Genomic DNA, 21643 nt, shown 5'->3' on the forward strand with positions numbered 1-21643 from the left:
CTGCCAGCAGTGACACGGGGTGCCGCATCCGCGGCTGAGAACAGACCCGTCGAACCTGATCTAGTTAGCACTAGCGAAGGGAATGTCGCATGAGCGATCTTCTGCGTCCTGCATCCGCCGCCGACCTCGTCACAGAGGCCGCCTCCCTGCTGGAGGTGCTGCGTGCCGACCCGCCGCTGACGCACTGCATCACGAACTCGGTCGTCACGGGCTTCACGGCGAACGTGCTGCTCGCGATCGGGGCGGCGCCCGCCATGGTGGACATCGTCGGCGAGTCCGGCATGTTCGCGGGCATCGCCTCGGGACTTCTCGTGAACCTCGGCACGCCGACCCCCGAGCAGCGGGAGGCGAGCCTCGAGGCGGTCGAGGGAGCCACGGCATCCGGAACTCCCTGGGTCCTCGATCCGGTCGCGATCGGTGCGCTGCCGGTGCGCACCGCGCTCGCGCACCGTCTCGCCGAGCAACGCCCGACCGCGATCCGTGGCAATGCCTCGGAGATCCTCGCACTCGCCGGACTCAGCGCAGGAGGGCGCGGTGTCGATGCGACGGACAGCGCAGACGCCGCGATCGATGCGGCCCGCGCGCTCGCCTCGAGATTCGGCAGCGTCGTGGCGGTCTCCGGACCGGTCGATCTCATCACGGACGGCGAGCGCGTGCTCCGGCTCGCCAACGGGCACGAACTGCTCACCAGGGTGACCGGCGGCGGATGCGCCCTCGGCGCAGTGATGGCTGCCTTCCTCGGAGCCGCGCGCGCCAGAGCCACCCCGCCGCTGCTCGCCGTGGCCTCGGCGAGCCTCGTCTACACGGTCGCTGCTGAACGCGCCGCCAGCGCATCCACGGGGCCCGGCAGCTTCGCCGTCGCGCTTCTCGATGCGCTCGCCGCCGTGCAACCCGCCGACATCGAGTCCGCGGCTCGCGTCGAGACGGCTGCGCTGTGATCGCCGACCTGTCGCTGTACCTCGTCACCGATCCGGCGTTGTGCGGAGAGCGCGGCGTCGTCGACACGGTCCGTCACGCGGTCGACGGGGGAGTGCGCGTCGTCCAGCTGCGCGACAAGCAGGCGACGGATGCCGAGATCACCGCGCAGCTGATCGAACTGTCGCGGGCGATCGACGGGCGATCGCTGCTGCTCGTCAATGACCGGCTCGACGCGGCGATCGCCGCCCGGGAAGCAGGCGCCAGGGTCGACGGCGTCCACCTCGGGCAGGGCGACGCGTCGGTGCTCCGTGCCCGATCGGAACTCGGCCCCGATGCGCTGATCGGTCTCACCGCGAACAGCCGGGCTCATCTCGACGCTGCACTCGCCCTCCCCGCCGGAACCGTGGACTACCTGGGGGTGGGAGTCATCCGCCCGACGAAGACCAAGCCCGATCATCCTCCGGCTCTCGGCGTCGACGGCTTCCGTGCGTTCGCCGCCGCGAGTCCGCTGCCCTGCGTCGCGATCGGAGGTGTCGGCATCGACGACACCGAGGCGTTGCGGGACGCCGGTGCGGCAGGCCTCGCCGTCGTGTCCGCACTGTGTGCCGCAGAAGACCCCGCCGAGACGGCAGCAGCGTTCGTGCAGCGGTGGCGGGCGGCCGGAGTCCCTCGCGTGCTGAGCATCGCCGGCAGCGACCCGTCAGGCGGCGCCGGCGTGCAGGCCGATCTCAAGTCGATCGCAGCCTCCGGGGGATACGGCATGGCTGTGATCACGGCCCTCACCGCGCAGAACACGCAAGGCGTCCGCGCCGTGCATGTGCCGCCGATCGACTTCCTCCGGGAGCAGCTCCACGCGATCTCCGACGACATCGTGATCGACGCGGTGAAGATCGGGATGCTCGCGAACGCAGAGGTCATCCGAACTGTCGTCGAGTGGCTCGACGCGGCCCGTCCGCCCATCGTCGTCGTGGACCCGGTGATGGTCGCGACCAGCGGGGACCGGTTGCTGGATGCCGAGGCCGAACACGCCCTCGGCGCACTGCTCGCCCGCGCCGACGTCATCACCCCGAACCTCGGCGAACTCGGCGTGCTCGTGGGGCGCGACATCGACGGCTGGGACGACGCGCTCGCTGCGGGCGCGGTGCTGTCAACCGCGATCGGAGCGCGGGTGCTGGTGAAGGGCGGGCACCTCGACGGTGCGGAGGCACCGGATGCTCTCATCGGCGCCGGCACGACCATCGAGTTCACGGACGCGCGCATCGAGACCCGCAACACGCACGGAACCGGCTGCTCGCTGTCATCCGCGCTCGCGACCCGCCTCGCGAGGGGTGAGGCTCCTGACGACGCCGTCGCGGGATCGCGGGCCTGGTTGCGCGAATCGCTGCGAGAGGGCGAGGCGCTCATGGTCGGGCGCGGTCACGGGCCGATCAACCACTTCGCCGGGTTGTGGGCGCGGGGCGGACTCGAGACCAGACCGAGCGCCGAGGGCATCGCGACCGACTGGTGGGAGAGGATCTCCGGCATCCGCTCGGATATCGATGGGCTGCCGTTCATCCGGGCTCTCGCCGACGGCACGCTCGGACGCGAGGCCTTCGTCTTCTATCTGGAGCAGGATGCCCTGTACCTGCGCGAATACGCTCGGGTGCTCGCCGAGGCGTCGCGCCTCGCGCCCACCTCGGCCGAGCAGGCGTTCTGGGCGCACTCCGCCCACGGCTCGATCGTCGGCGAACTCGAGCTGCACGCGTCTTGGCTCACCCCCGAGGCGGGCGTCAGCGCCGAGACCTTCGCGGCCGAGCGCGCACCGGCGACCGCGGCGTACCTCGACCATCTGCGGGCGACCGCGTTCACCGGCGACTACGCCGAGCTGATCGCCGCGATCCTGCCGTGCTTCTGGCTGTACGACGATCTGGGCCGCCGCCTGCACGAGGGGGAGTTCGGCGAGTATGCCTGCGATCCGCAGCATCCGTACGCCTCGTGGCTCGCAACCTACGCCGACCCGGCATTCGAGCAGGCTACGGTCCAGGCGATCGCCTACGTCGCGGAGGCAGCGGTCTCGGCCTCGCCCGCGCAGCGGAGTCGCATGTACCGCGCCTTCGAGATCGCCGCCGCGCACGAGCTCGCGTTCTTCGCCGCACCGCTCTGAACGGCCGAACCGCTCACTCTGCCGCGAGACGCAGGGCGAGTGGTTCCCGCATGCGGGCCATGGCCGGAACGAGCGTCGCCGAGACCGTCAGAACGAGACCGAGCGCCACCAGCTGCGCGGCCGCTCCGATGTCGATGACGGGGACCGCGGGGACGAAGCGGCCGAGCGCCGCCGCACTGATGAGAGCGGTGCCGAACACCACGATCGACGCGAGCAGCGTCGCCGTGATCACATGAATCGCTGCCTGGCACACAGCGGCGCCGAGCACGACGCCGTGGCTGGCCCCGCTCGCCCGAAGCAGCGCCTGCTCTGACGCCTGCGTGCGGTTGCTCATGAACAGCACGACTGCAGCCCCCGTCGCACCGAGCAGCACGGGCCCGCCCACGAGGAGCATCACCTGCATGATGCCCAGATCGAAGTTCCCCGGCAAGCCGGCCGACGTCATCGCCGTGCTGGTGGTAGCCGACATCGTCATCAAGCCGCCCAGCAGCGCGGTGCCGACGAACAGGGGAGTGACGGATGCCGTGCTCCTCCCGAGGTGGTAACGCGCCTGGTGCCGGGCGAGGTGCCAGGTCGCGGATGCCCGTGCAGGGATCAGCGCTGTCCACGCTCTGAGGACGAGCGGGGACAGCACAGGGGCGGCGGTCGCGACGATCGCCGTCAGATACGCGGGGAGCAGCGGGAACTGCGAGATCGCGGTGCTGCGCTCTTCGGCACGGAACGGTGCGAGGGCACCGCCGAACCCTGCTGCGAGCAGTACGGCGACCAGCAGCATCCAGCGCCACCATCGCATGCGCTTCGCCTCCGCCTCCGGTTCGCGCAACGCACTGAGAGCCGGCGTACGGCCCGCCGATCTCGCGCCACGGAACCCGCCCAGCAGCACCACCAGCGTCGTGAGCGGCACCACGATGACACCGGTGAGGGTCCCCGGCCGAATCGACGACTCGGCCCACCAGGACGAGTCGTCGACGAAGACGGCGTGGAGGAACGGCGGGACGATGAGCACAGCAGCACCGAAGCCGACGAAGCCTGCGAGCAGGCCGACGCCCGTGAGCTGCGAGATGACGACTGCGGAAGTCTGTGCGGGGCTGACTCCCGCGAGCTGCCATCGTGCGTACACCGCACGGTGAAGGTCGACAGCGAGGCGCGACACGGCGGCGATCACGATCGCCCCGGCGGGGACGTTCAGGATCAGCAGGATCGAAAGGAAGCTGACAGACGCGTCCAGGATCTCCCCACCCTCCGCGAGGCCGGCCTCGAGCATCGCGATCGCGGCCGAGAACGAGACTGCGGCAACCGCGCCGACCGCGGCCAGGCCGCTCCAGGTGGCCCAGCCGTGCCGCAGCTCAGCACGGAGCAGCGGGATCACGCGGCCGCTCCGGTGCGAACGGGCGACTGCAGCGCGCCGAGGATGTCCGCGGCGGAAGGACGCAGAAGCTCCGTCACCGCGGCGCCGTCTCTGAGGACCACGGTACGGTCGGCCCGAGCAGCCGCCTCCAGGTCGTGGGTGACGAGTATCACGCCGTTCCGTCCGGAAGCGTGTGCGCGCAGAAGATCCAGCACCTGCGCCCCCGTGGCCGTGTCGAGCGCCCCTGTGGGCTCGTCTGCGAAGACGATCTCCGGCTGCGCGGCGAGTACTCGTGCGATCGCGACGCGCTGCTGTTGCCCGCCCGAAAGCTGGCCGGGGCGCTTGCTCCCGTGTCCTGACAGCCCGACAGCGGTCAGCGCTGCCGCGGTGTCGGGCGATCGGCGACGTGCCAGACGCGCCGGCAGCGCGACGTTCTCCGCAGCGGACAGCGACGGGATCAGGTTGTAGCTCTGGAACACGAATCCGATCCGATCGCGCCGGATTTTGGCGAGTCGTCGCTGAGACATCCGTTCGATGCGTGTGCTGTCCAACTCGATCTCGCCGGCATCCGCTCGTTCGAGTCCCGCCAGGCAGTACATCAACGTCGATTTGCCCGATCCGCTCGGCCCGACGATGCTCACCATCTCGCCTCGCGCGACGTGGACATCGACGTCACGCAGCACGTTCGCCGCCGGACCACGGCCGACGGCGTAGGCTTTCGATATCCCCTTCGCTCTGAGCAGGGGAACCGCAGTCGCAGGTGTGGGAGTAGTCATTGCTCCAGTAGACGGCGAACGACGACGACGCGCATCGGAGCGTGAGAGGCATCCCTGGTAGACCTGGCGCTACCTTCGGGCTCTCGACCACTGGCGGACGAGTTCCTGTGCATAGGCTGATCCCGTGCGCACCGAGACGATCTGGCAGGGGCTGATGCTGCCGCCCGGCCGTTTCCTGATCTCCCGATGGCCGTGGGCCGGACTGCTGGGCGTCGTCATCACCGCCGTGCTCGGCGTGGTGCTGGTGCTCCCTGTCGTCGCGACGATCGTGATCCTTCCGCTCTGGGGGATCCTCTTCGCGATGATCGAACGAAAGAGGCTGCGCCTGATCGGTCATCCGGCGCGCGCCAGCGGTCATGTCCGCGTGCCCAGGGAGGAGAAGCACAACTGGCTCTGGATCCGGCTCACCGAGCCCACGACCTGGCGCGAGGTCGTCGCGCTCTCGATCGGCATCATCATGGGGCTCCTGGCCTTCGCCCTCCTCCTCGCGCAGGTCATCGCAGTCGGGCTCCCCTTCGCATTGGCGGTCACAGGCCTCACACGCCCGGGCGCAGAAGTGAATCTGTTCTCCGACGTGACGTTCGCGGTCGGCGTGGACAATTGGTGGCATCCGCTGCTCTGCGTACCGCTCATCCTCGTCGTCACGGCGTACGTCAACGCGTCGTTCATGGCTCTGCACGGCGGTGTGATCAGCCGGCTCATCGCCCCGCGCGTCGCCGAGATCGATCGCCGTGTCGCGCAGCTCACGCGCTCGCGTGCCGCGATCGTCTCCGCCCACGAGGATGAGCGTCGGCGTATCGAGAGAGACCTGCACGACGGGGTCCAGCAAGAACTGGTCGGCATCGCCGCGCGCCTCGCGATGCTCGAGCTGGAACTCCGATCGGGAGACGCCGATGCGTCCCGGGCCGCGCTCATCGCGGCGCAGGACCAGACCGAGCGCGCACTCGTCTCGCTCCGATCCACGGTCAGAGGGATCCACCCGACCGTGCTCGCCGACCACGGGCTCACAGAAGCGCTCCGCGAGCTCGCGGGGCGCAGCACCCTCGTGCTGCGGATTCGCGACGACGGCTTTCCTCGAATGCGGCCCGACGCAGAGGCCGCGGGCTACTTTCTCGTCGCCGAAGCACTCACGAACGCGACGAAGCACTCGGCAGCTTCGAGGTTGACCGTCGAGCTCGGCTCCCAGAACGATCGGGCGTACATCCGGGCCACGGACGACGGGCACGGCGGCGCCGATCCCGAGCAGGGCACCGGACTGCGCGGGCTCGCAGGTCGCGCGGAGGCGCTGGGCGGTGCGCTCACCGTGTCCAGTCCCCTCGGAGGACCGACAGTCGTCCTGATGGAACTGCCGCTGATCGGGTCAGGAGAGATCACGCACGGCGGCAAGAGAGGAGGCGCCGATGAGGATTCTCCTCGCGGATGACGCGACTCTGCTGCGCGAAGCACTGTCCGCGCTCCTGGAGAGACTCGGGCACGTGATCGTCGCCACGGCGTCCGACGCTCCGGAGCTGGAGCGCAGCTACTTCACACTCGCCGAGCGGCCGGATCTCGTCATCACCGATGTGCGGATGCCGCCGGGAGGCGCCGACGACGGTCTCGCAGCGGCGCTGCGGATTCGTGAGCACGCGCCGACTCAGCCGGTGCTCGTCCTGTCGCAGTATGTCGCCGAGCGCTATGCGCGCGAACTGCTCCTCCTGCCGGAGGCGGCCGTCGGATATCTGCTGAAGGAGAGAGTCAACCGGATCAGCGACTTCGATCGGGCGCTCGCCGTGGTGCGCGACGGCGGAACGGTCATCGACCCGGAGGTGACCAGGCAGCTGTTGAGGGCAGAGGTCGCCGGCCCACTGGACGCGCTCACCGCGCGCGAACGGGAGGTCCTCGCGCTGATGGCCGACGGCGCTTCGAACAGCGACATCGCCTCCACGCTCTTCCTCAGCGACGCCGCCGTGCGCAAGCACGTGGGCAACATCTTCAGCGGGCTCGGACTCAGCCCCGCAGCTGAGAACCGCAGGGTGCGCGCGATCCTCGTGTTCCTGGAGGCTCGCCGGGAGGGTTGACGTACGTTACGCGTCTGATTTGCGGATGCCGCGCCGCCCGCGCTATGGTCGCGACATGCCTTCGGCCGCCCACGCTTCTTCGACGCTCGCTCCGAGCGTCGTCGTCGTGCGCCGACGCCGCGGCGGCCGCCGACTCTAGGCGACCCCGCGCTCCTGCCTGCGTACGCACGGCGGTCGAGTGCCGGTGTCGCCGCTCCGGCCCCAGACCCTCCCAGCGTTAAGGTAGAAGCATGACGTACACGGTCGCCGTTTCCGGCGCATCCGGCTATGCGGGTGGCGAGATCCTCCGTCTCCTGGCCGCACATCCCGACATCGAGATCCGCACCGTCACGGCGCACTCGAACGCCGGCCAGCCGCTGATCCAGCACCAGCCGCACCTGCGCTCTCTCGCGCACCTCACCCTGCAGGACACGACGCCAGAGGTCCTCGCCGGGCATGACATCGTGTTCCTCGCGCTGCCGCACGGGCAATCCGGCCAGTACACCGATGCCCTCGGCGCGGTCCCGCTGGTGATCGACGCGGGCGCCGACCACCGGCTCACCTCGAAGGACTCCTGGGACTCCTTCTACGGCGGGGAATTCCACGAGCCGTGGGCGTACGGAGTGCCGGAACTTCCCGTGAACGGGACGAAGCAGCGCGAGAACCTCGTGGGAGCGACGCGCATCGCGGCTCCCGGGTGCAACGCCTCGACGGTGAGCCTCAGTCTCGCCCCCGGCGTCGCCTCCGGCGTGATCGATCCTGGTGACATCGTCTCGGTTCTCGCGGTGGGGCCCTCCGGCGCGGGCAAGAGCCTGAAGACGAACCTCCTCGGCAGTGAGATCCTCGGCACGGCGAATCCGTACGCGGTGGGCGGCACGCACCGCCACATCCCCGAGATCCGGCAGGCGCTCGCCGCGGCATCAGGCCCTTCGACAGGCTCAGGGACCCAGATCGAGCGGAGCATCCGCATCTCCTTCACCCCGGTACTCGTGCCGATGTCGCGGGGCATCCTCGCCACCTCGACGGCACCGATCGTCGAGGGCGTCACCGATGCGCAGGTCCGCGAGGCGTGGGAGAGCGCTTACGCCGGAGAGACCTTCGTGCAGCTGCTCCCCGAGGGCCAGTTCCCGCGCACCGCCGACGTGCTCGGCGCGAACACCGCGCTCATCGGTCTTGGGATCGATCGTGCCGCGAACCGTGTCACGGTCGTCACCGCGGTCGACAACCTCGTCAAGGGCACCGCCGGTGCCGCCATCCAATCCATGAACATCGCGCTCGGCCTACCCGAAGACCGCGCGCTCTCCGTGAACGGAGTCGCACCGTGAGTGTCACCGCCCCTGCAGGATTCGAGGCGGCCGGTGTCGCCGCCGGTCTCAAAACCACAGGCAAACCCGATGTCGCGGTCGTGGTGAACCGGGGCCCGCGCAAGGTCGGTGCCGCCGTCTTCACGAGCAACCGTGCCAAGGCCAACCCGATCATCTGGTCGCAGCAGGCCGTCGCCGACCGTGTGGTCGAGGCCGTCGTGCTGAACTCCGGGGGAGCGAACTGCTTCACCGGCGCCTTCGGGTTCCAGACCACGCACCAGACCGCCGAGAAGGCCGCTGAACTGCTCGGCGTCAGCGCCGGCGACGTGCTCGTCTGCTCGACGGGGCTCATCGGCGTCGGAGATGAGGTCTTCCGGGCCAAGGTCCTCACCGGCACGGAGCAGGCGATCGCCGAGCTCTCGTCCGACGGAGGCGAGAGCGCAGCACAGGCGATCATGACCACCGACACCGTCGCGAAGACCGCGGTGGTCAGCCGCGACGGCTGGACGATCGGCGGCATGGCGAAGGGAGCAGGCATGCTCGCCCCCGGGCTCGCGACCATGCTCGTCGTCATCACGACGGATGCCGTGCTCGAGCCCCTCGAGGCCGACTCCGCCCTCCGCACGGCCACTGGGCAGACATTCGACCGCCTCGACTCGGACGGCTGCATGTCGACGAACGATCAGGTCACTCTGCTCGCCAACGGGGCGTCCGGGGTCGTTCCCGATCTCGACGACTTCGCAGCCGCGCTCTCCGGGTTGTGCCAGGAGCTCGCGGTCAAGCTGCAGGGCGACGCTGAAGGGGCGAGCCACGACATCACGATCGAGGTGCAGCACGCCGCCTCCGAGCAGGAGGCCGTCGAGGTCGGCCGCTCGGTCGCCCGCAACAACCTCTTCAAAGCAGCGATCTTCGGCAACGACCCGAACTGGGGTCGTGTCCTCGCGGCGATCGGCACGACCGCCGCGCAGTTCGATCCCTACGACGTGGACGTGTGGATGAACGGCGTCCGTGTCTGCAGCGAAGGCGGCCCCGACCGTCCGCGCGAAGAGGTCGATCTGACGCCGCGGGCGACTCACCTGGTCATCGATCTCAAGGTCGGCGAGGCCACGGCATCCATCCTCACCAACGACCTCACCCACGACTACGTGCACGAGAACAGCGCGTACGCATCATGACCGACATCCAGGACACGCCGGCCGAGATCGCCGCAGTCAAGGCCGAGACGCTCATCGAGTCGCTGCCGTGGCTCAAGAAGTTCCGTGATCAGATCGTCGTCGTCAAGTACGGCGGCAACGCGATGGTCTCGGATGAGCTGCAGGAGGCGTTCGCCCAGGACATCGCCTACCTGCGGTACGTGGGAGTGCAGCCCGTCGTCGTGCACGGCGGAGGCCCGCAGATCTCCGACATGCTGGGACGCCTCGACATCCCCAGCGAGTTCAAGGGCGGTTACCGCGTCACCACGACCGAGGCGATCAGCGTCGTCCGCATGGTGCTCACGGGGCAGGTCAATCCGCAGCTCGTGTCGAAGATCAACTCGCACGGCCCGATCGCGACCGGTCTGAGCGGAGAGGACGCCGGTCTGTTCGGCGGCCGCCGTCGTGGCGTCGTCATCGAAGGGGAAGAGGTCGATCTCGGGCGCGTCGGCGATGTGGTCGAGGTCGACCCCACCGCCGTGTTCGATCATCTGGCCGCAGGGAGGGTTCCGGTGATCTCCTCGATCGCGCCGGATCTCGACCACCCCGGCCAGTCGCTCAACGTGAACGCGGATGCCGCGGCTGCGGCCCTCGCGGTGGCACTCGGCGCCCGCAAGCTGGTCATCCTGACGGACGTACCCGGGCTCTACGCGGACTGGCCGAATCGCGACTCGCTCGTCTCGCACCTCACGGCGGAGGCCCTCATCGAGATGCTCCCGAGCCTGGAGTCCGGCATGATCCCGAAGATGCGAGCCTGCCTCGACGCTGTCGAGGGCGGCGTCGACGCCGCGGCGATCATCGACGGACGCGTGCCGCACTCGGTGCTCGTCGAGCTCTTCACCAGCAAGGGAATCGGAACAGAAGTGGTCTTGGAAAGCGCAGGGACGAAAGCATGAGCAATTGGCAGGATGACGCAGCGAGCCATCTGGTCCTCAACGCAGGGCCCCGCCTGGCGATGCTCACACGAGGCGAGGGTTCGTACGTATGGGATGCAGACGGCAACCGCCTTCTCGACTTCCTCGCCGGCATCGCCGTGACCTCGCTCGGACACGCGCACCCGGTGTTCGTCGAGGCCGTCTCGCGGCAGGCCGCGACGCTCGCGCACGTGTCGAACTACTTCGCCACGCCGCCGCAGCTCGCGCTCGCCGCTCGTCTCAAGCGTCTCGCCGGCGCCGGCATCGACGGGCGGGTGTTCTTCTCGAACTCGGGCGCTGAGGCCAACGAGGCCGCGTTCAAGCTCGCCCGTCTGCACGGCGGCGCCGAAAAGCCGCGCATCATCGCACTCGAGAACGGCTTCCACGGCCGCACCATGGGCTCCCTCGCCATGACCGCGAAGGCGTCGATGCGCGCGCCGTTCGAGCCGATGCCCGGAGGAGTCGAGCACATCCCGGCGACCATCGAGGCGCTCGAGGCCGCGATCGACGATCGCGTCGCCGCCGTCATCGTCGAGCCGATCCAGGGCGAAGCCGGAGTGGTCGAGCTTCCAGAGGGCTACCTCGCCGCGGCGCGGTCGCTCACCCTGAAGCACGGCGCGCTCCTCATCGTCGACGAGATCCAGACGGGCGCCGGTCGCACCGGGGCGTGGTTCGGCTTCTCCCACGAGGGCATCACCCCCGACGCGATCACCCTCGCCAAGGGCATCGGCGGAGGCTTCCCGATCGGCGCCCTCGTCACGTACGGCGCGGCGAGCGACCTGTTCACACCGGGCTCGCACGGCTCGACGTTCGGCGGCAACCCGCTGGCGACGGCCGTGGCGGACGCCGTGCTCGCCGAGATCGAGAACGCAGGACTCGTCGAGAACGCCGCGCGCCGCGGCGAAGAACTGCGCGGGATCATCGAAGGCATCGACTCGCCGCTGATCGACGGCGTCCGAGGCCGTGGACTTCTCATCGGCGTCGGTCTCGCAGCTCCGGTCGCGGGGGCTGTCGTGGCCGCCGCCCAGGAGCAGGGTCTCATCGTCAACGCCGCCAACCCCGAGACCGTGCGCATCGCACCGGCCCTCACGATCGGCGACGCCGAGCTCGCCGAGTTCCGCGAGCTTTTCGCCGCCGCGCTCGCCGACGTGTCGGCATCCCTCACCACTTCCGGAAAGGCCCCCGCATGACCCGCCACCTGCTGCGTGACGACGACCTGACCCCCTCCGAGCAGGCGGAGATCCTCGACCTCGCGCTGGAGCTGAAGAAGGACCGCTGGGCCAGCAAGGCCCTCGCGGGTCCTCAGACCGTCGCGGTGATCTTCGACAAGTCCTCGACCCGCACCCGCGTCTCTTTCGCCGTGGGCATCGCCGATCTCGGAGGCTCGCCGCTCATCATCTCGACCGCCAGCAGCCAGCTGGGCGGCAAGGAGACCCCGTCCGACACCGCGCGCGTGCTCGAGCGCCAGGTCGCCGCGATCGTGTGGCGCACCTACGCGCAGGCGGGTCTCGAGGAGATGGCCGCCGGCACGAGGGTGCCGGTGATCAATGCGCTCTCCGACGACTTCCACCCCTGCCAGCTGCTCGCCGACCTGCTCACGATCCGCGAGCACAAGGGCGATCTGCAGGGTCTCACACTCACGTTCTTCGGCGACGGCGAGAGCAACATGGCGCATTCCTATGCACTCGCCGGTGTCACCGCGGGCATGCACGTGCGGATCGTGTCTCCCGTCGACTACGCCCCCAGGGCCGACGTCGTCGAGGCGGCCGATCGGCGGGCGGCGGAGACAGGCGGTTCGATCACCCTCTACACCGACCCAGTCGAAGCCGCGGCCGGCGCCGACGTGATCGTGACCGACACCTGGGTCTCGATGGGCAAAGAGGAGGAGAAGCTCGCGCGCATCCGCGATCTGGGCGCCTACAAGGTGACGCCCGAGACGATGCAGCTGGCAGACTCCGAGGCCATCTTCATCCACTGCCTCCCGGCCGACCGCGGCTACGAGGTCGACTCCGAGGTCATCGACGGACCGCAGAGCGTCGTCTGGGACGAGGCCGAGAACCGGCTGCACGCCCAGAAGGCCCTCCTGGTGTGGCTGCTCGAGAAGAACGGGACGGCCGCCTGATGAGTGCAGAGAAGAACGAGGGCACGAACGAGGGCGCCCTGTGGGGAGCCCGGTTCGCGAGCGGGCCCTCGCCCGAGCTCGTCGAGCTCAGCCGGTCGACGCATTTCGACTGGATCCTCGCGCCGTACGACATCGCGGGTTCCCACGCGCATGCGACCGCACTCGAAGCCGCCGGCTACCTCGAGATCGACGAGGCTGTGCGGATGCACGAGGGGCTGGATGCCGTGGCGCGCAAGGTCGCCGACGCCACTCTGCTGCCCCAGCCATCCGATGAGGACGTGCACGGCGCTCTCGAACAGGCGCTGATCGCCGAACTCGGCCCCGAGCTCGGCGGGCGCCTGCGTGCCGGCCGCAGCCGCAACGACCAGATCGCCACGCTCGTGCGCATGTATCTCATCGACCATGCTCGTGTGATCGCCCGCGACATCCTGCGCGTGATCGACGCGCTCGTGGCGCAGGCCGAGGCGCACCCCGGAGCGATCCTGCCTGGACGCACGCATCTGCAGCACGCGCAGCCCGTGCTGCTCGCGCACCATCTGCTGGCACACGGCTGGCCGCTCGTGCGCGAGCTCGAGCGCCTCGTCGACTGGCGTCGCCGGGCGGGCGTCTCGCCTTACGGCGGGGGAGCACTGGCCGGTTCGACGCTGGGTCTCGACCCCGCACTCGTGGCGACCGAGCTCGGGCTGGATCGTCCTGCCGAGAATTCGCTCGACGGCACGTCGGCGCGCGACGTCGTCGCCGAGTTCGCCTTCATCACCGCGATGACCGGCGTCGACCTGTCGCGCCTGGCGGAGGAGATCATTCTCTGGAACACGCGTGAGTTCGGCTTCGTCACCCTGCACGACAGCTACTCGACCGGGTCGAGCATCATGCCCCAGAAGAAGAACCCCGACATCGCCGAGCTCGCTCGGGGGAAGTCGGGTCGTCTGATCGGCAATCTGTCGGGGCTTATGGCGACGCTCAAGGGCCTCCCGCTCGCGTACAACCGCGATCTGCAGGAGGACAAGGAGCCGGTCTTCGACTCTGTGCAGACCCTCGAGGTCGTACTGCCCGCATTCGCCGGCATGATCGCGACGCTGCAGTTCGACACGCAGCGCATGGCGGCTCTCGCTCCGCAGGGGTTCTCGCTCGCGACCGACGTGGCCGAGTGGCTGGTCAAGCGCCGGGTGCCGTTCCGTGACGCGCACGAGATCTCGGGTGCGCTCGTGCGTGCGTGCGAGGAGCACGGCATCGGGCTGGAGGACGCCACCGACGAGCTGCTGCTTTCGGTGTCTGCTCACCTCGTGCCCGAGGTGAAGGAGGTCCTCACGATCGAAGGATCCGTCGCCTCGCGCACGGGCGCCGGCGGCACCGCGCCCGAGCGAGTCGCCGAGCAGCGCGCAGAGCTCATCGCCCGGGCTCAGGCTGCGGTGCATGCGCTCGGGCTGTAACAGCGGCTGACGATTCACGGAGGTCGTGACGATTCACGGAGGGTTCTACGGAATCCCTCCGTGAATCGTCATCTCATCCGTCATCCGTCATCCGTCATCCGATCCTGCGCATCCGGCGGAGCGCCCCGAGGATCGCGGCCTGCACGACGGGCCAGTCGTGGACGATCTGGGCGTAGTCGAATCGGAGGGTCTCATAGCCGAGCGCGGATGCCTGGGCATCCCGCTTTCGGTCTCGATGCCGATGCTCGGGCGAATCGTGGTTCTCGGTCCCGTCGGCTTCGACGATCAGGCGCCCGGCGATGACGAAGTCGACTCTGCCGACCCCGTCGATCGTGACCTGCCGCTCGAGGGTCAGCCCGAGAAGATGCAATCGGAGCCGGAGCAGCGACTCCAATCCGCTGTCGGCATCCGCCCGAGCGAGGTCGACCAGCCATCGCGCGCTGGCCGGGAGCGCTGCTCGGATGCGTGACCGTGCCTCACGTGAGAGTTTTCGCAGCCGCCAGGCGGATTCGAATGCCGCGAAGAACGCTTCTTCGCCAGCGCAGCGACGCAAGTGGAGCAGGGCGGTCTCGACGTCGGTCGAGACGAGCGGCGGATGTCCGCTGTAGTGATGCGCGACGCAGACGCAGTGCGGATGCTGGAGGGGATGCTGTTTCGCGCCAAGCCACACGTGCGGTCCGTCGGCGACGGGGAGCACCCAGATGCCGTGTCGTCGTAGAAGGCTCGCGCAGGTGAGCGCTCCGCCATGTTCGATGGCCGCCCTCGTATCCGCATCGAGAGGCGCGGTGGCGAAGACGCCGTGCCGCACGCGTTCGATTTCTCCTCGCCGCACGTGAGCGGCGAGGGACTGCCGGGTGAATCCGAGTTTCTGCAACGTGCGCCCGCGGGCTATTCCGCCGAGCCGGGTGATGGTGTCCTTCGCTGAGAGCATGGCTCGACGATGCCGTGGACGGGCTCCGCATGGACGGGGAGAAGACGGATTGTGGACAGATCGGCGTCTTGCGCGAGTTGTGCAGTGAGAGTGATGAGGTGACGATTCACGGAGCGGATGACGATTCACGGAGGACTCGCCAGGATTCATCCGTGAACCGTCACCTCATCCGCGAACCGTCGGTTCGGGACGGCAGCCGGAATCAGTGCAGTGCGGAGTCCGCGCTCGAGCGCTCCCAGCGGGTGAACTGCACGGTGAGGCCGGAGCGGGTCGGAGCAGCGAGGAAGGGGCCCGCGGATGCCGTGGCCTCTCCATCGAACGGGGCGACGCGCACCAGGCGCCACTCTCCGTGATCGGCACGGGCGCGAACGATCACGGCATCCGGCCATCGGCTCACCCGCACAGTGATCTCGCCGCCGTGCCAGTCGTCGACGTGGCCGACCGACCAGTCCGATCGGATGTCCGTGACGACGGCGCCGAGGCCGAGGTGTCCGTCGGCGTACTCGAGGCCTGCCTTGATCCAGTGCTCGTCATCGATCCGCACGAAGACGCCGGCCTGGTCGAACTGGCCGTCCCAGGGTGCCCTGAACGAGACCTCCATGGCCTCTCCCACGGCGAGGGGAGCGAGCAGTGCGTGCTCGGTGTCGTGCACGAACCCGTACGCCGTGCGCCGCCAGGCATCGCTGCCCTCGACGGCGACCACTTCGAGGTGCGAGCCGATCGTGCGGGAGGACTGGGGCTCGTTGGTCCAGGACGCGTCGTCCCAGGGAATGATGTGTGTTTCAGGCATGATCCCAGAGTATAGCCAAAACGGGCATAAATCTAGGATTATTCGTGATATGGTTATCACATGGTCATCGCTGTTCTCGCCGACATCGTCGGGTCGCGCAAACTCCGCGACCGGGAGTCCGCGCAGCGGGTCCTGGACGAGACGATCGCGCGGGTCGAGCGGGATCTTCCGCTCGCGGCGCAGCCGCTCACACCAACCGTAGGAGACGAGCAGCAGGGCGTCTACCGCGAACTCGAAGATGCGCTGGTCTCGCTTCTGATGATCCAGCTGCGACTGCCCGAGGGCATCGCGTTCCGCTTCGGCGTCGGCATCGGAGAAGTGCGACCGGTCGAGTCCGTGCACCGCGAGCTCGCCGACGGACCCGGCTGGTACGCGGCCCGTGAGGCGATCGACATCGTGCACGCGCGCGAGAGCCGCGCCGTGCCGCGCACGCGCACCTGGATTGTCGGAGCCCCGGGGCAGGATGAGGTCATGCAGAGCACGATCACGGCATCCAACGCCTACCTTCTCGTCAGAGACGAGCTGGTCGGGGCCATGAGCGAGCGCGAGCGTCGACTGGCCTACGGTCGCCTCGTCGGGCACTCTCAGCAGGAGCTTGCGACCCAAGAGGGAATCTCACAGCCGAGCGTCTCGAAGGCCCTGCGCAATGCCGGCGCTGCGGCTCTGCTCGAAGGAGTGGCAGCGCTCAGAGGAGGCGGGGAATGATCGTCGCGGGGCTCGTGCTCCTGGCCGTCGGCGCCGCCGACCTGGTGCGCCAGTTCGCACCGAGACGCTGGATCGGCTATCTCACGGTCGCCGTGATCCTGCTGCTTCTCGGCAGCGTCAGCGATGCCCTCATCCCCATGATCGCCGCGCTGATCGTGGGTGCGCTCTGGGTGTGGTGCATGCCGTCCGATCGTCCGGCGCCCCTCGGGTTCTGGCCGGCCGTGCTGCTCGGTGCTCTGAGCATCGGCGCGGTCGTCTGGGCGGGCGCCCGGACGGATGCCGGCCTGATCGGCGAGATCTGGACGCTCCGCTCACCGTTCGGCGACGTTCCGTTCGACCTGGCAGTTCTCGCGCTGGGCGCCGGCGCGTTCCTTCTGGAGTCGGCGAACCTCGTCGTGCGAGCGGCCCTCGACGGCGAGCACACCTGGCGACCGGCCGATCCGGCGCCCGAGGTGGTGGCGCCCGTCGCCGCAACGGGCGAGGAGGGCGAGATCGCCGATGGCGCGGAGGAGGATGCCACGCCGATCCGCGATCCGCGCAGCGGCTTCAAGGGAGGCCGCCTCATCGGCCCGCTCGAGCGCGTGCTCGTCATGATCCTCACTCTCGCCGCCGCCTACCCGATCCTCGCCGCGATGCTGGCGGCCAAGGGAATCGTGCGATTCCCCGAGATCTCGCGCGACGGCGAGACCGGGGCCCGGGCCGAGTACTTCCTCGTCGGGAGTCTCGTCAGCTGGGTGATCGGGCTGGGGGCCGCATTCCTGGTCTGGTGGGCCGCGCACAGCTGACCGGTCGCGGGCCGAGGCGAGCGGAGCGTCCGCCCGCTGATAGCCTTGAACGCGTGTCAACTCCCGATCTGACGACCGCGGCACCAGCGATCGACCACACGTTCGAGAACGTGTGGGACGAACTCGTCTGGCGCGGCCTCGTCCATGTGTCCACCGACCAGGAGGCGCTGCGCGCCCTGCTCGCGGGAGAGCCCATCACGTATTATTGCGGTTTCGACCCGACCGCCCCGAGCCTGCACCTGGGAAACCTGGTGCAGCTGCTGACGCTGCGCCGTATCCAGCTCGCCGGCCACAAGCCGCTCGGTCTCGTCGGCGGATCGACCGGTCTGGTCGGCGACCCCCGCCCCACGGCGGAGCGCACGCTCAACACGCGAGAGACCGTGGCCGAATGGGTCGGGCGCCTGCGCGCGCAGGTCGAGCGCTACCTCAGCTTCGAGGGCGACAACGCGGCCCGCATCGTGAACAACCTCGACTGGACGGCGCCTCTGTCGGCGATCGACTTCCTGCGCGAGATCGGCAAGCACTACCGCGTCGGCACGATGCTGAAGAAGGATGCGGTCGCTGCCCGTCTCAACTCCGACGAGGGCATCAGCTACACCGAGTTCAGCTACCAGATCCTGCAGGGTCTCGACTACCTCGAGCTGTACCGGCAGTACGACTGCGTGCTGCAGACCGGCGGCAGCGACCAGTGGGGGAACCTCACGAGCGGCACCGATCTCATCCGCCGTGCGGAGGGCGTCTCTGTGCACGCGATCGGCACCCCGCTGATCACGAACAGCGACGGCACCAAGTTCGGCAAGAGCGAGGGCAACGCCATCTGGCTGGATGCGGAGATGTGCAGCCCGTACCGCATGTACCAGTTCTGGCTGAGCACGACGGATGCCGACGTGATCGACCGGCTCAAGGTCTTCACGTTCTTGACCCGGGCCGAGATCGAGGAGTACGAGCGCCTCGTCGAGTCCGAGCCGTTCCGTCGTGCGGCGCAGAAGCGCCTGGCTCTCGAAGTCGTCGCCACCGTGCACGGTCTCGAGCCCGCCGCGGCGGTGATCGCAGCATCCGAAGCGCTGTTCGGCCAGGGCGATCTGACCGCGCTCGACCCGTCGACGCTGCGGACCGCGCTCGAGGAACTGCCGAATGCGACCGTAGCGGGCGGGAGTCCCGTCGTGGAGGCGCTCGTGGCCACGGGACTCGTGTCTAGCCTCAGCGAGGCTCGTCGTGCGATCGCCCAGGGCGGCGTTTCACTCGACGGAGTCCGAGTCGACGACGACGCCGCAGCCGTGCAGGGGTCTCTGCCCGGGGGAGTCTCCGTGCTCCGCCGAGGGAAGAAGACCCTCGCCGGCGTCTTCATCGACTGAGTCGCCAGAGCGGATGCCGTTCACTCTGAGCCATGCGCTGGTCGCGCTGCCGTTCGTGCGCACGCCTCTGGTTCCTGCGGCGATCGCGATCGGTGCGATGGCTCCTGACCTGCCGCTGTTCGTCAGAGGTGCGGGGATCAACTACGGGTTCACGCACACGTACGGGAATCTGGTCTGGACGGGGCTGCTCGCGTTCGGACTGTTCCTGATCTGGCGAGTCGTGCTGCGACCGGCCGTGCCGGAACTGGCGCCCGCCTGGTTGGCCCGTCGCCTGCCCGAAGACTGGTCGGACACGGCCCGCACCTCACTCCTCAGGGCCGTGGGCATCGGGCAGTCCCGCTGGTATCCGGTGCTTCTGGCGGTGTCTCTCATCCTCGGAGCGGCGTCGCACATCCTGTGGGACTCCTTCACACACGAAGGGCGGTGGGGCGTCGCGGTCATTCCGATCCTCGACGAACCGTGGGGTCCGATCACCGGGTTCAAGTGGCTGCAGTACGGCTCCGCGATCGCCGCGCTGATCATCATCGCGGTGTGGGCGGTGATGCGATTGCGCGGCGCCTCACCGCGCGAAGATTCTCCGCGAGCGCTGCCTCTCGCGGTCAGGCTCTCGTGGTGGATCTCGTTGCCGGTCATCCTGCTGACTTCGTGGATCATGGGTCTCGTCGCCTATGGTCCGCTGACGGCCGAGTTCACGGTGCCGCATCTCGCCTACATCGTGCTGCCTCCGGCGTGCGCGATCTGGGGCGCGCTCACCCTCATCCTCTGCCTGCTGCTCCCGGTTTTCCGCGCGCGTCACCAGCGCGGCTGATCCGCCCCCCACGGTCGCGGCGCTCGGAACTCCCGCTCCGGGATCACGGGGCGCGCGGTTGTGAGCATCCGTCCACCGACTTCGAAGACCGCCGTGTGCTCGGCCGGATCGATGTGCTGTTCGGGTTCCGGAGTCAGGCGACGCGGCATTCCGAGCAGTTCGGCCGCGATGCGTCGTAGCGAGGTCCGAGTGATCCAGCTGCCGCCCTCGGTCCTACGTCTTTCGAGGAGGGAGACGACCGATGCCGCGAGCAGGTACCCCGCGCTGTGATCGAGAGCCTGAGCAGGAAGGGCGCCCGGCCGATCACCGTCGGGCGACTCGATCATCGCGATGCCCGATTCCGCCTGCACGAGGCTGTCGAATCCCGCACGCTCAGGGGCATCGATGCCCCACGCGCTGAGCTGCGCGACCACGAGACCCGGATGGCGCTCGACGAGTTGCTCGGGAGAGAGCCCCATCCGGGCGAGAGCGGCTGGTCGATAGCCCAGCACGACCGCGTCCGCACGATCCAGCAGGTCGTGCAGGCGAGGCGAGCGCGCATCGAGCAGCGCCGAGCGCTTGCCGTGGCCCGTGTCGAAGTGCTGCCATTCGGGTTCGGGTAGATCAGGTGGATCGATGCGGAGCACGTCCGCACCGAGCAGCGCGAGGCTGCGTGTGCAGACCGGGCCCGCGATCACACGCGTGAGATCGAGGATGCGGGCGCCTTCCAGTCCGTTCTGAGTGCGCGGGCTCCGGTCGTCGGGGGAGGGGTGATGAGCGACATCGAAGAGGGGAGTGGACCGGAGGAGCGCGTCTCGCGCAGGATCCTCGCCAAGGACCTCGACGGCGAGTCCACCCCGCCCGGTGATACGGGCCACGGCCTCGGTGGAGGTGAGCTCCGCGAACGCCTGCTCAAGATGGGCGGCGTCCGCAAGGCCGAGACCGTTGAGAAGCCGCTGCGCGTGATGCGGATAGTTGCCGTGCGTGCGGACCCAGCCGTCGCGGCTGCGCCAGAAGCCGGAGAGGGGCGACCACACGTCTGGAGCGGCACCGTCGATCGTGAGCAGCCGATCGCTTCGATAGGCGAGGGCGATCCGTGCAGGATCGGGCGTCGAGCGGATGCCCGCTGCCTGTGTGAACGCGGAGACGCTCGCCCAGGCGAGGGCGCCGGTGGAGAGCCGTGAAGGCAGAGGAACCTGCATGGTGTGAGCGTAGTCGAGCATGCTGCCCGGGCGTTTCGGGGGCTGGACTGGGGGAATGTGGCGCAGGCGCCCAGACGACACGCCCGGGGTGAGAGTGCTGATTTGCCAGAACCTCGAGATCCACGTAACTTATTACTTGTTCGCCCCACAGGGAAGCGGAGAGGCCGAGAGCCTCGCCCCCCTCAAGCGGAGAACCACCTCCCACATCCACTCACTTGTGAGACAGATGCTCTGCGTCTAGGATGGGAGATCCACCCTCTGCGGCTGTCAAACGCTGCGTTGGAGATCGAAAGATCTGCGCCGCGAGCTGATTTGACAAGCGGAACGGGATGGATAAGCTAGTGAAGTTGCTCCGGCGCGGTAAGCGCCGAGCGGCAGATCTGGAACTCAGCCTCACGGTATGTCGATTTGACAGGCCTGAGGAGCTGGGTAAGATTGAGAAGTTGCCCTTCGGGCCTGACTGTGATGGTTGGGTCGGGGGAGCGTCCGATCCTTGAGAACTCAACAGCGTGCACTTGTCAAATGCCAAATAACCTCGACTCCACTTCGGTGGGGTGAGATTCCTTTGGATCAAAGACCAGTCCTTCCGGGGACTGGCAATGGATGAAGTCAGCAATGAATTTGTCTCTTTGGTCAGTTTCAAACTCGCTGCGTCACCGTTTTCCCGGTGGGGTATGCATTTCTTTTTTACGGAGAGTTTGATCCTGGCTCAGGATGAACGCTGGCGGCGTGCTTAACACATGCAAGTCGAACGGTGAACACGGAGCTTGCTCTGTGGGATCAGTGGCGAACGGGTGAGTAACACGTGAGCAACCTGCCCCTGACTCTGGGATAAGCGCTGGAAACGGCGTCTAATACTGGATACGAACAACGGCCGCATGGCCAGTTGTTGGAAAGATTTTTT

General features: G+C 68.4%; 19 protein-coding genes, 1 rRNA gene and 1 riboswitch. Of the genes, 15 read left to right on the forward strand and 5 right to left on the reverse strand.

Going from position 1 to position 21643, the window contains the following annotated elements; genetic code table 11:
• Positions 1-5: 5 nt before the first annotated feature.
• Positions 6-100, forward strand: a riboswitch (TPP riboswitch).
• Both thiM and thiD read left to right on the forward strand, forming a co-directional pair.
• Complete coding sequence (gene thiM / locus ACI3KT_RS08825; protein ID WP_404903666.1) at positions 90-938, forward strand: hydroxyethylthiazole kinase; 849 nt, start codon at positions 90-92, stop codon at positions 936-938. Its footprint overlaps the riboswitch before it by 11 nt.
• Positions 935-3061, forward strand: a complete 2127-nt coding sequence (gene thiD, locus ACI3KT_RS08830) for a bifunctional hydroxymethylpyrimidine kinase/phosphomethylpyrimidine kinase (protein WP_404903667.1) — start codon at positions 935-937, stop codon at positions 3059-3061. The genes thiM and thiD overlap by 4 nt, the downstream gene beginning before the upstream one ends.
• Positions 3062-3074: 13 nt before the next feature.
• On the opposite strand, the gene ACI3KT_RS08835 is transcribed toward thiD, so the two are convergent.
• Together ACI3KT_RS08835 and ACI3KT_RS08840 are read right to left on the reverse strand one after the other, a co-directional pair.
• Positions 3075-4430 (reverse strand): hypothetical protein, encoded by a 1356-nt coding sequence (locus ACI3KT_RS08835; protein WP_292909322.1) that lies wholly within the window; start codon positions 4428-4430, stop codon positions 3075-3077.
• Positions 4427-5185, reverse strand: coding sequence for an ABC transporter ATP-binding protein (locus tag ACI3KT_RS08840; RefSeq protein WP_404903669.1), 759 nt, complete (start codon positions 5183-5185; stop codon positions 4427-4429). The genes ACI3KT_RS08835 and ACI3KT_RS08840 overlap by 4 nt, the downstream gene beginning before the upstream one ends.
• Positions 5186-5309: 124 nt before the next feature.
• Between ACI3KT_RS08840 and ACI3KT_RS08845 the strand changes: the two genes are divergently transcribed.
• The 8 genes from ACI3KT_RS08845 to argH all read left to right on the forward strand — a co-directional run bounded on the left by ACI3KT_RS08845 (position 5310) and on the right by argH (position 14184).
• The gene (locus tag ACI3KT_RS08845) at positions 5310-6608 is read left to right on the forward strand and encodes a sensor histidine kinase (protein WP_404903671.1); all 1299 of its coding nucleotides are present in this window, start codon (positions 5310-5312) and stop codon (positions 6606-6608) included.
• Positions 6586-7242 carry a response regulator gene (locus ACI3KT_RS08850; RefSeq protein WP_404903673.1) on the forward strand — a complete coding sequence of 219 codons (657 nt, stop codon included), beginning with the start codon at positions 6586-6588 and terminating at the stop codon, positions 7240-7242. The genes ACI3KT_RS08845 and ACI3KT_RS08850 overlap by 23 nt, the downstream gene beginning before the upstream one ends.
• Positions 7243-7472: 230 nt before the next feature.
• A complete protein-coding gene (gene argC / locus ACI3KT_RS08855) occupies positions 7473-8546 on the forward strand; it encodes an N-acetyl-gamma-glutamyl-phosphate reductase (RefSeq protein WP_404903674.1) in 1074 nt (357 codons plus the stop codon).
• Positions 8543-9700, forward strand: coding sequence for a bifunctional glutamate N-acetyltransferase/amino-acid acetyltransferase ArgJ (gene argJ, locus ACI3KT_RS08860; RefSeq protein WP_404903676.1), 1158 nt, complete (start codon positions 8543-8545; stop codon positions 9698-9700). The genes argC and argJ overlap by 4 nt, the downstream gene beginning before the upstream one ends.
• Positions 9697-10614: an acetylglutamate kinase gene (gene argB, locus ACI3KT_RS08865; protein WP_292909334.1), complete on the forward strand. Its 918-nt coding sequence runs from the start codon at positions 9697-9699 to the stop codon at positions 10612-10614. The genes argJ and argB overlap by 4 nt, the downstream gene beginning before the upstream one ends.
• Entirely contained in the window at positions 10611-11822 is a 1212-nt protein-coding gene (locus ACI3KT_RS08870) for an acetylornithine transaminase (protein WP_404903678.1), read from the forward strand. The genes argB and ACI3KT_RS08870 overlap by 4 nt, the downstream gene beginning before the upstream one ends.
• Positions 11819-12754 carry an ornithine carbamoyltransferase gene (gene argF, locus ACI3KT_RS08875; protein ID WP_404903680.1) on the forward strand — a complete coding sequence of 312 codons (936 nt, stop codon included), beginning with the start codon at positions 11819-11821 and terminating at the stop codon, positions 12752-12754. Before ACI3KT_RS08870 ends, argF begins: the two co-directional genes overlap by 4 nt.
• The gene (argH, locus tag ACI3KT_RS08880) at positions 12754-14184 is read left to right on the forward strand and encodes an argininosuccinate lyase (RefSeq protein ID WP_404903681.1); all 1431 of its coding nucleotides are present in this window, start codon (positions 12754-12756) and stop codon (positions 14182-14184) included. Before argF ends, argH begins: the two co-directional genes overlap by 1 nt.
• A 94-nt stretch (positions 14185-14278) precedes the next feature.
• Here argH and ACI3KT_RS08885 read toward each other — a convergent pair whose 3' ends face one another.
• Both ACI3KT_RS08885 and ACI3KT_RS08890 read right to left on the reverse strand, forming a co-directional pair.
• Entirely contained in the window at positions 14279-15115 is an 837-nt protein-coding gene (locus ACI3KT_RS08885) for a DUF559 domain-containing protein (protein ID WP_404903683.1), read from the reverse strand.
• A 202-nt stretch (positions 15116-15317) separates the two neighbouring features.
• Complete coding sequence (locus tag ACI3KT_RS08890; RefSeq protein ID WP_307297938.1) at positions 15318-15905, reverse strand: DUF1349 domain-containing protein; 588 nt, start codon at positions 15903-15905, stop codon at positions 15318-15320.
• 60 nt (positions 15906-15965) lie between these two features.
• On the opposite strand from ACI3KT_RS08890, the gene ACI3KT_RS08895 reads away from it, so the two are divergent.
• From ACI3KT_RS08895 to ACI3KT_RS08910, 4 genes are read left to right on the forward strand one after another with little or no spacing between them, the layout of a single operon-like run.
• Positions 15966-16610, forward strand: a complete 645-nt coding sequence (locus ACI3KT_RS08895) for a SatD family protein (protein ID WP_404903685.1) — start codon at positions 15966-15968, stop codon at positions 16608-16610.
• Positions 16607-17395: a hypothetical protein gene (locus ACI3KT_RS08900; RefSeq protein ID WP_404903686.1), complete on the forward strand. Its 789-nt coding sequence runs from the start codon at positions 16607-16609 to the stop codon at positions 17393-17395. The genes ACI3KT_RS08895 and ACI3KT_RS08900 overlap by 4 nt, the downstream gene beginning before the upstream one ends.
• A gap of 53 nt (positions 17396-17448) precedes the next feature.
• Positions 17449-18750, forward strand: a complete 1302-nt coding sequence (tyrS, locus tag ACI3KT_RS08905) for a tyrosine--tRNA ligase (RefSeq protein ID WP_404903688.1) — start codon at positions 17449-17451, stop codon at positions 18748-18750.
• Positions 18751-18763: 13 nt separating this feature from the next.
• Positions 18764-19558, forward strand: coding sequence for a DUF4184 family protein (locus ACI3KT_RS08910; protein WP_404903690.1), 795 nt, complete (start codon positions 18764-18766; stop codon positions 19556-19558).
• Here ACI3KT_RS08910 and ACI3KT_RS08915 read toward each other — a convergent pair.
• Complete coding sequence (locus tag ACI3KT_RS08915; RefSeq protein WP_404903692.1) at positions 19543-20739, reverse strand: CoA transferase; 1197 nt, start codon at positions 20737-20739, stop codon at positions 19543-19545. The genes ACI3KT_RS08910 and ACI3KT_RS08915 overlap by 16 nt on opposite strands.
• Positions 20740-21425: 686 nt before the next feature.
• On the opposite strand from ACI3KT_RS08915, the gene ACI3KT_RS08920 reads away from it, so the two are divergent.
• Positions 21426-21643, forward strand: a 16S ribosomal RNA gene (locus ACI3KT_RS08920); the annotation flags it as partial.

The organism is Microbacterium sp. ZW T6_19, from assembly GCF_044987465.1.
GTDB lineage: Bacteria > Actinomycetota > Actinomycetes > Actinomycetales > Microbacteriaceae > Microbacterium > Microbacterium natoriense_A.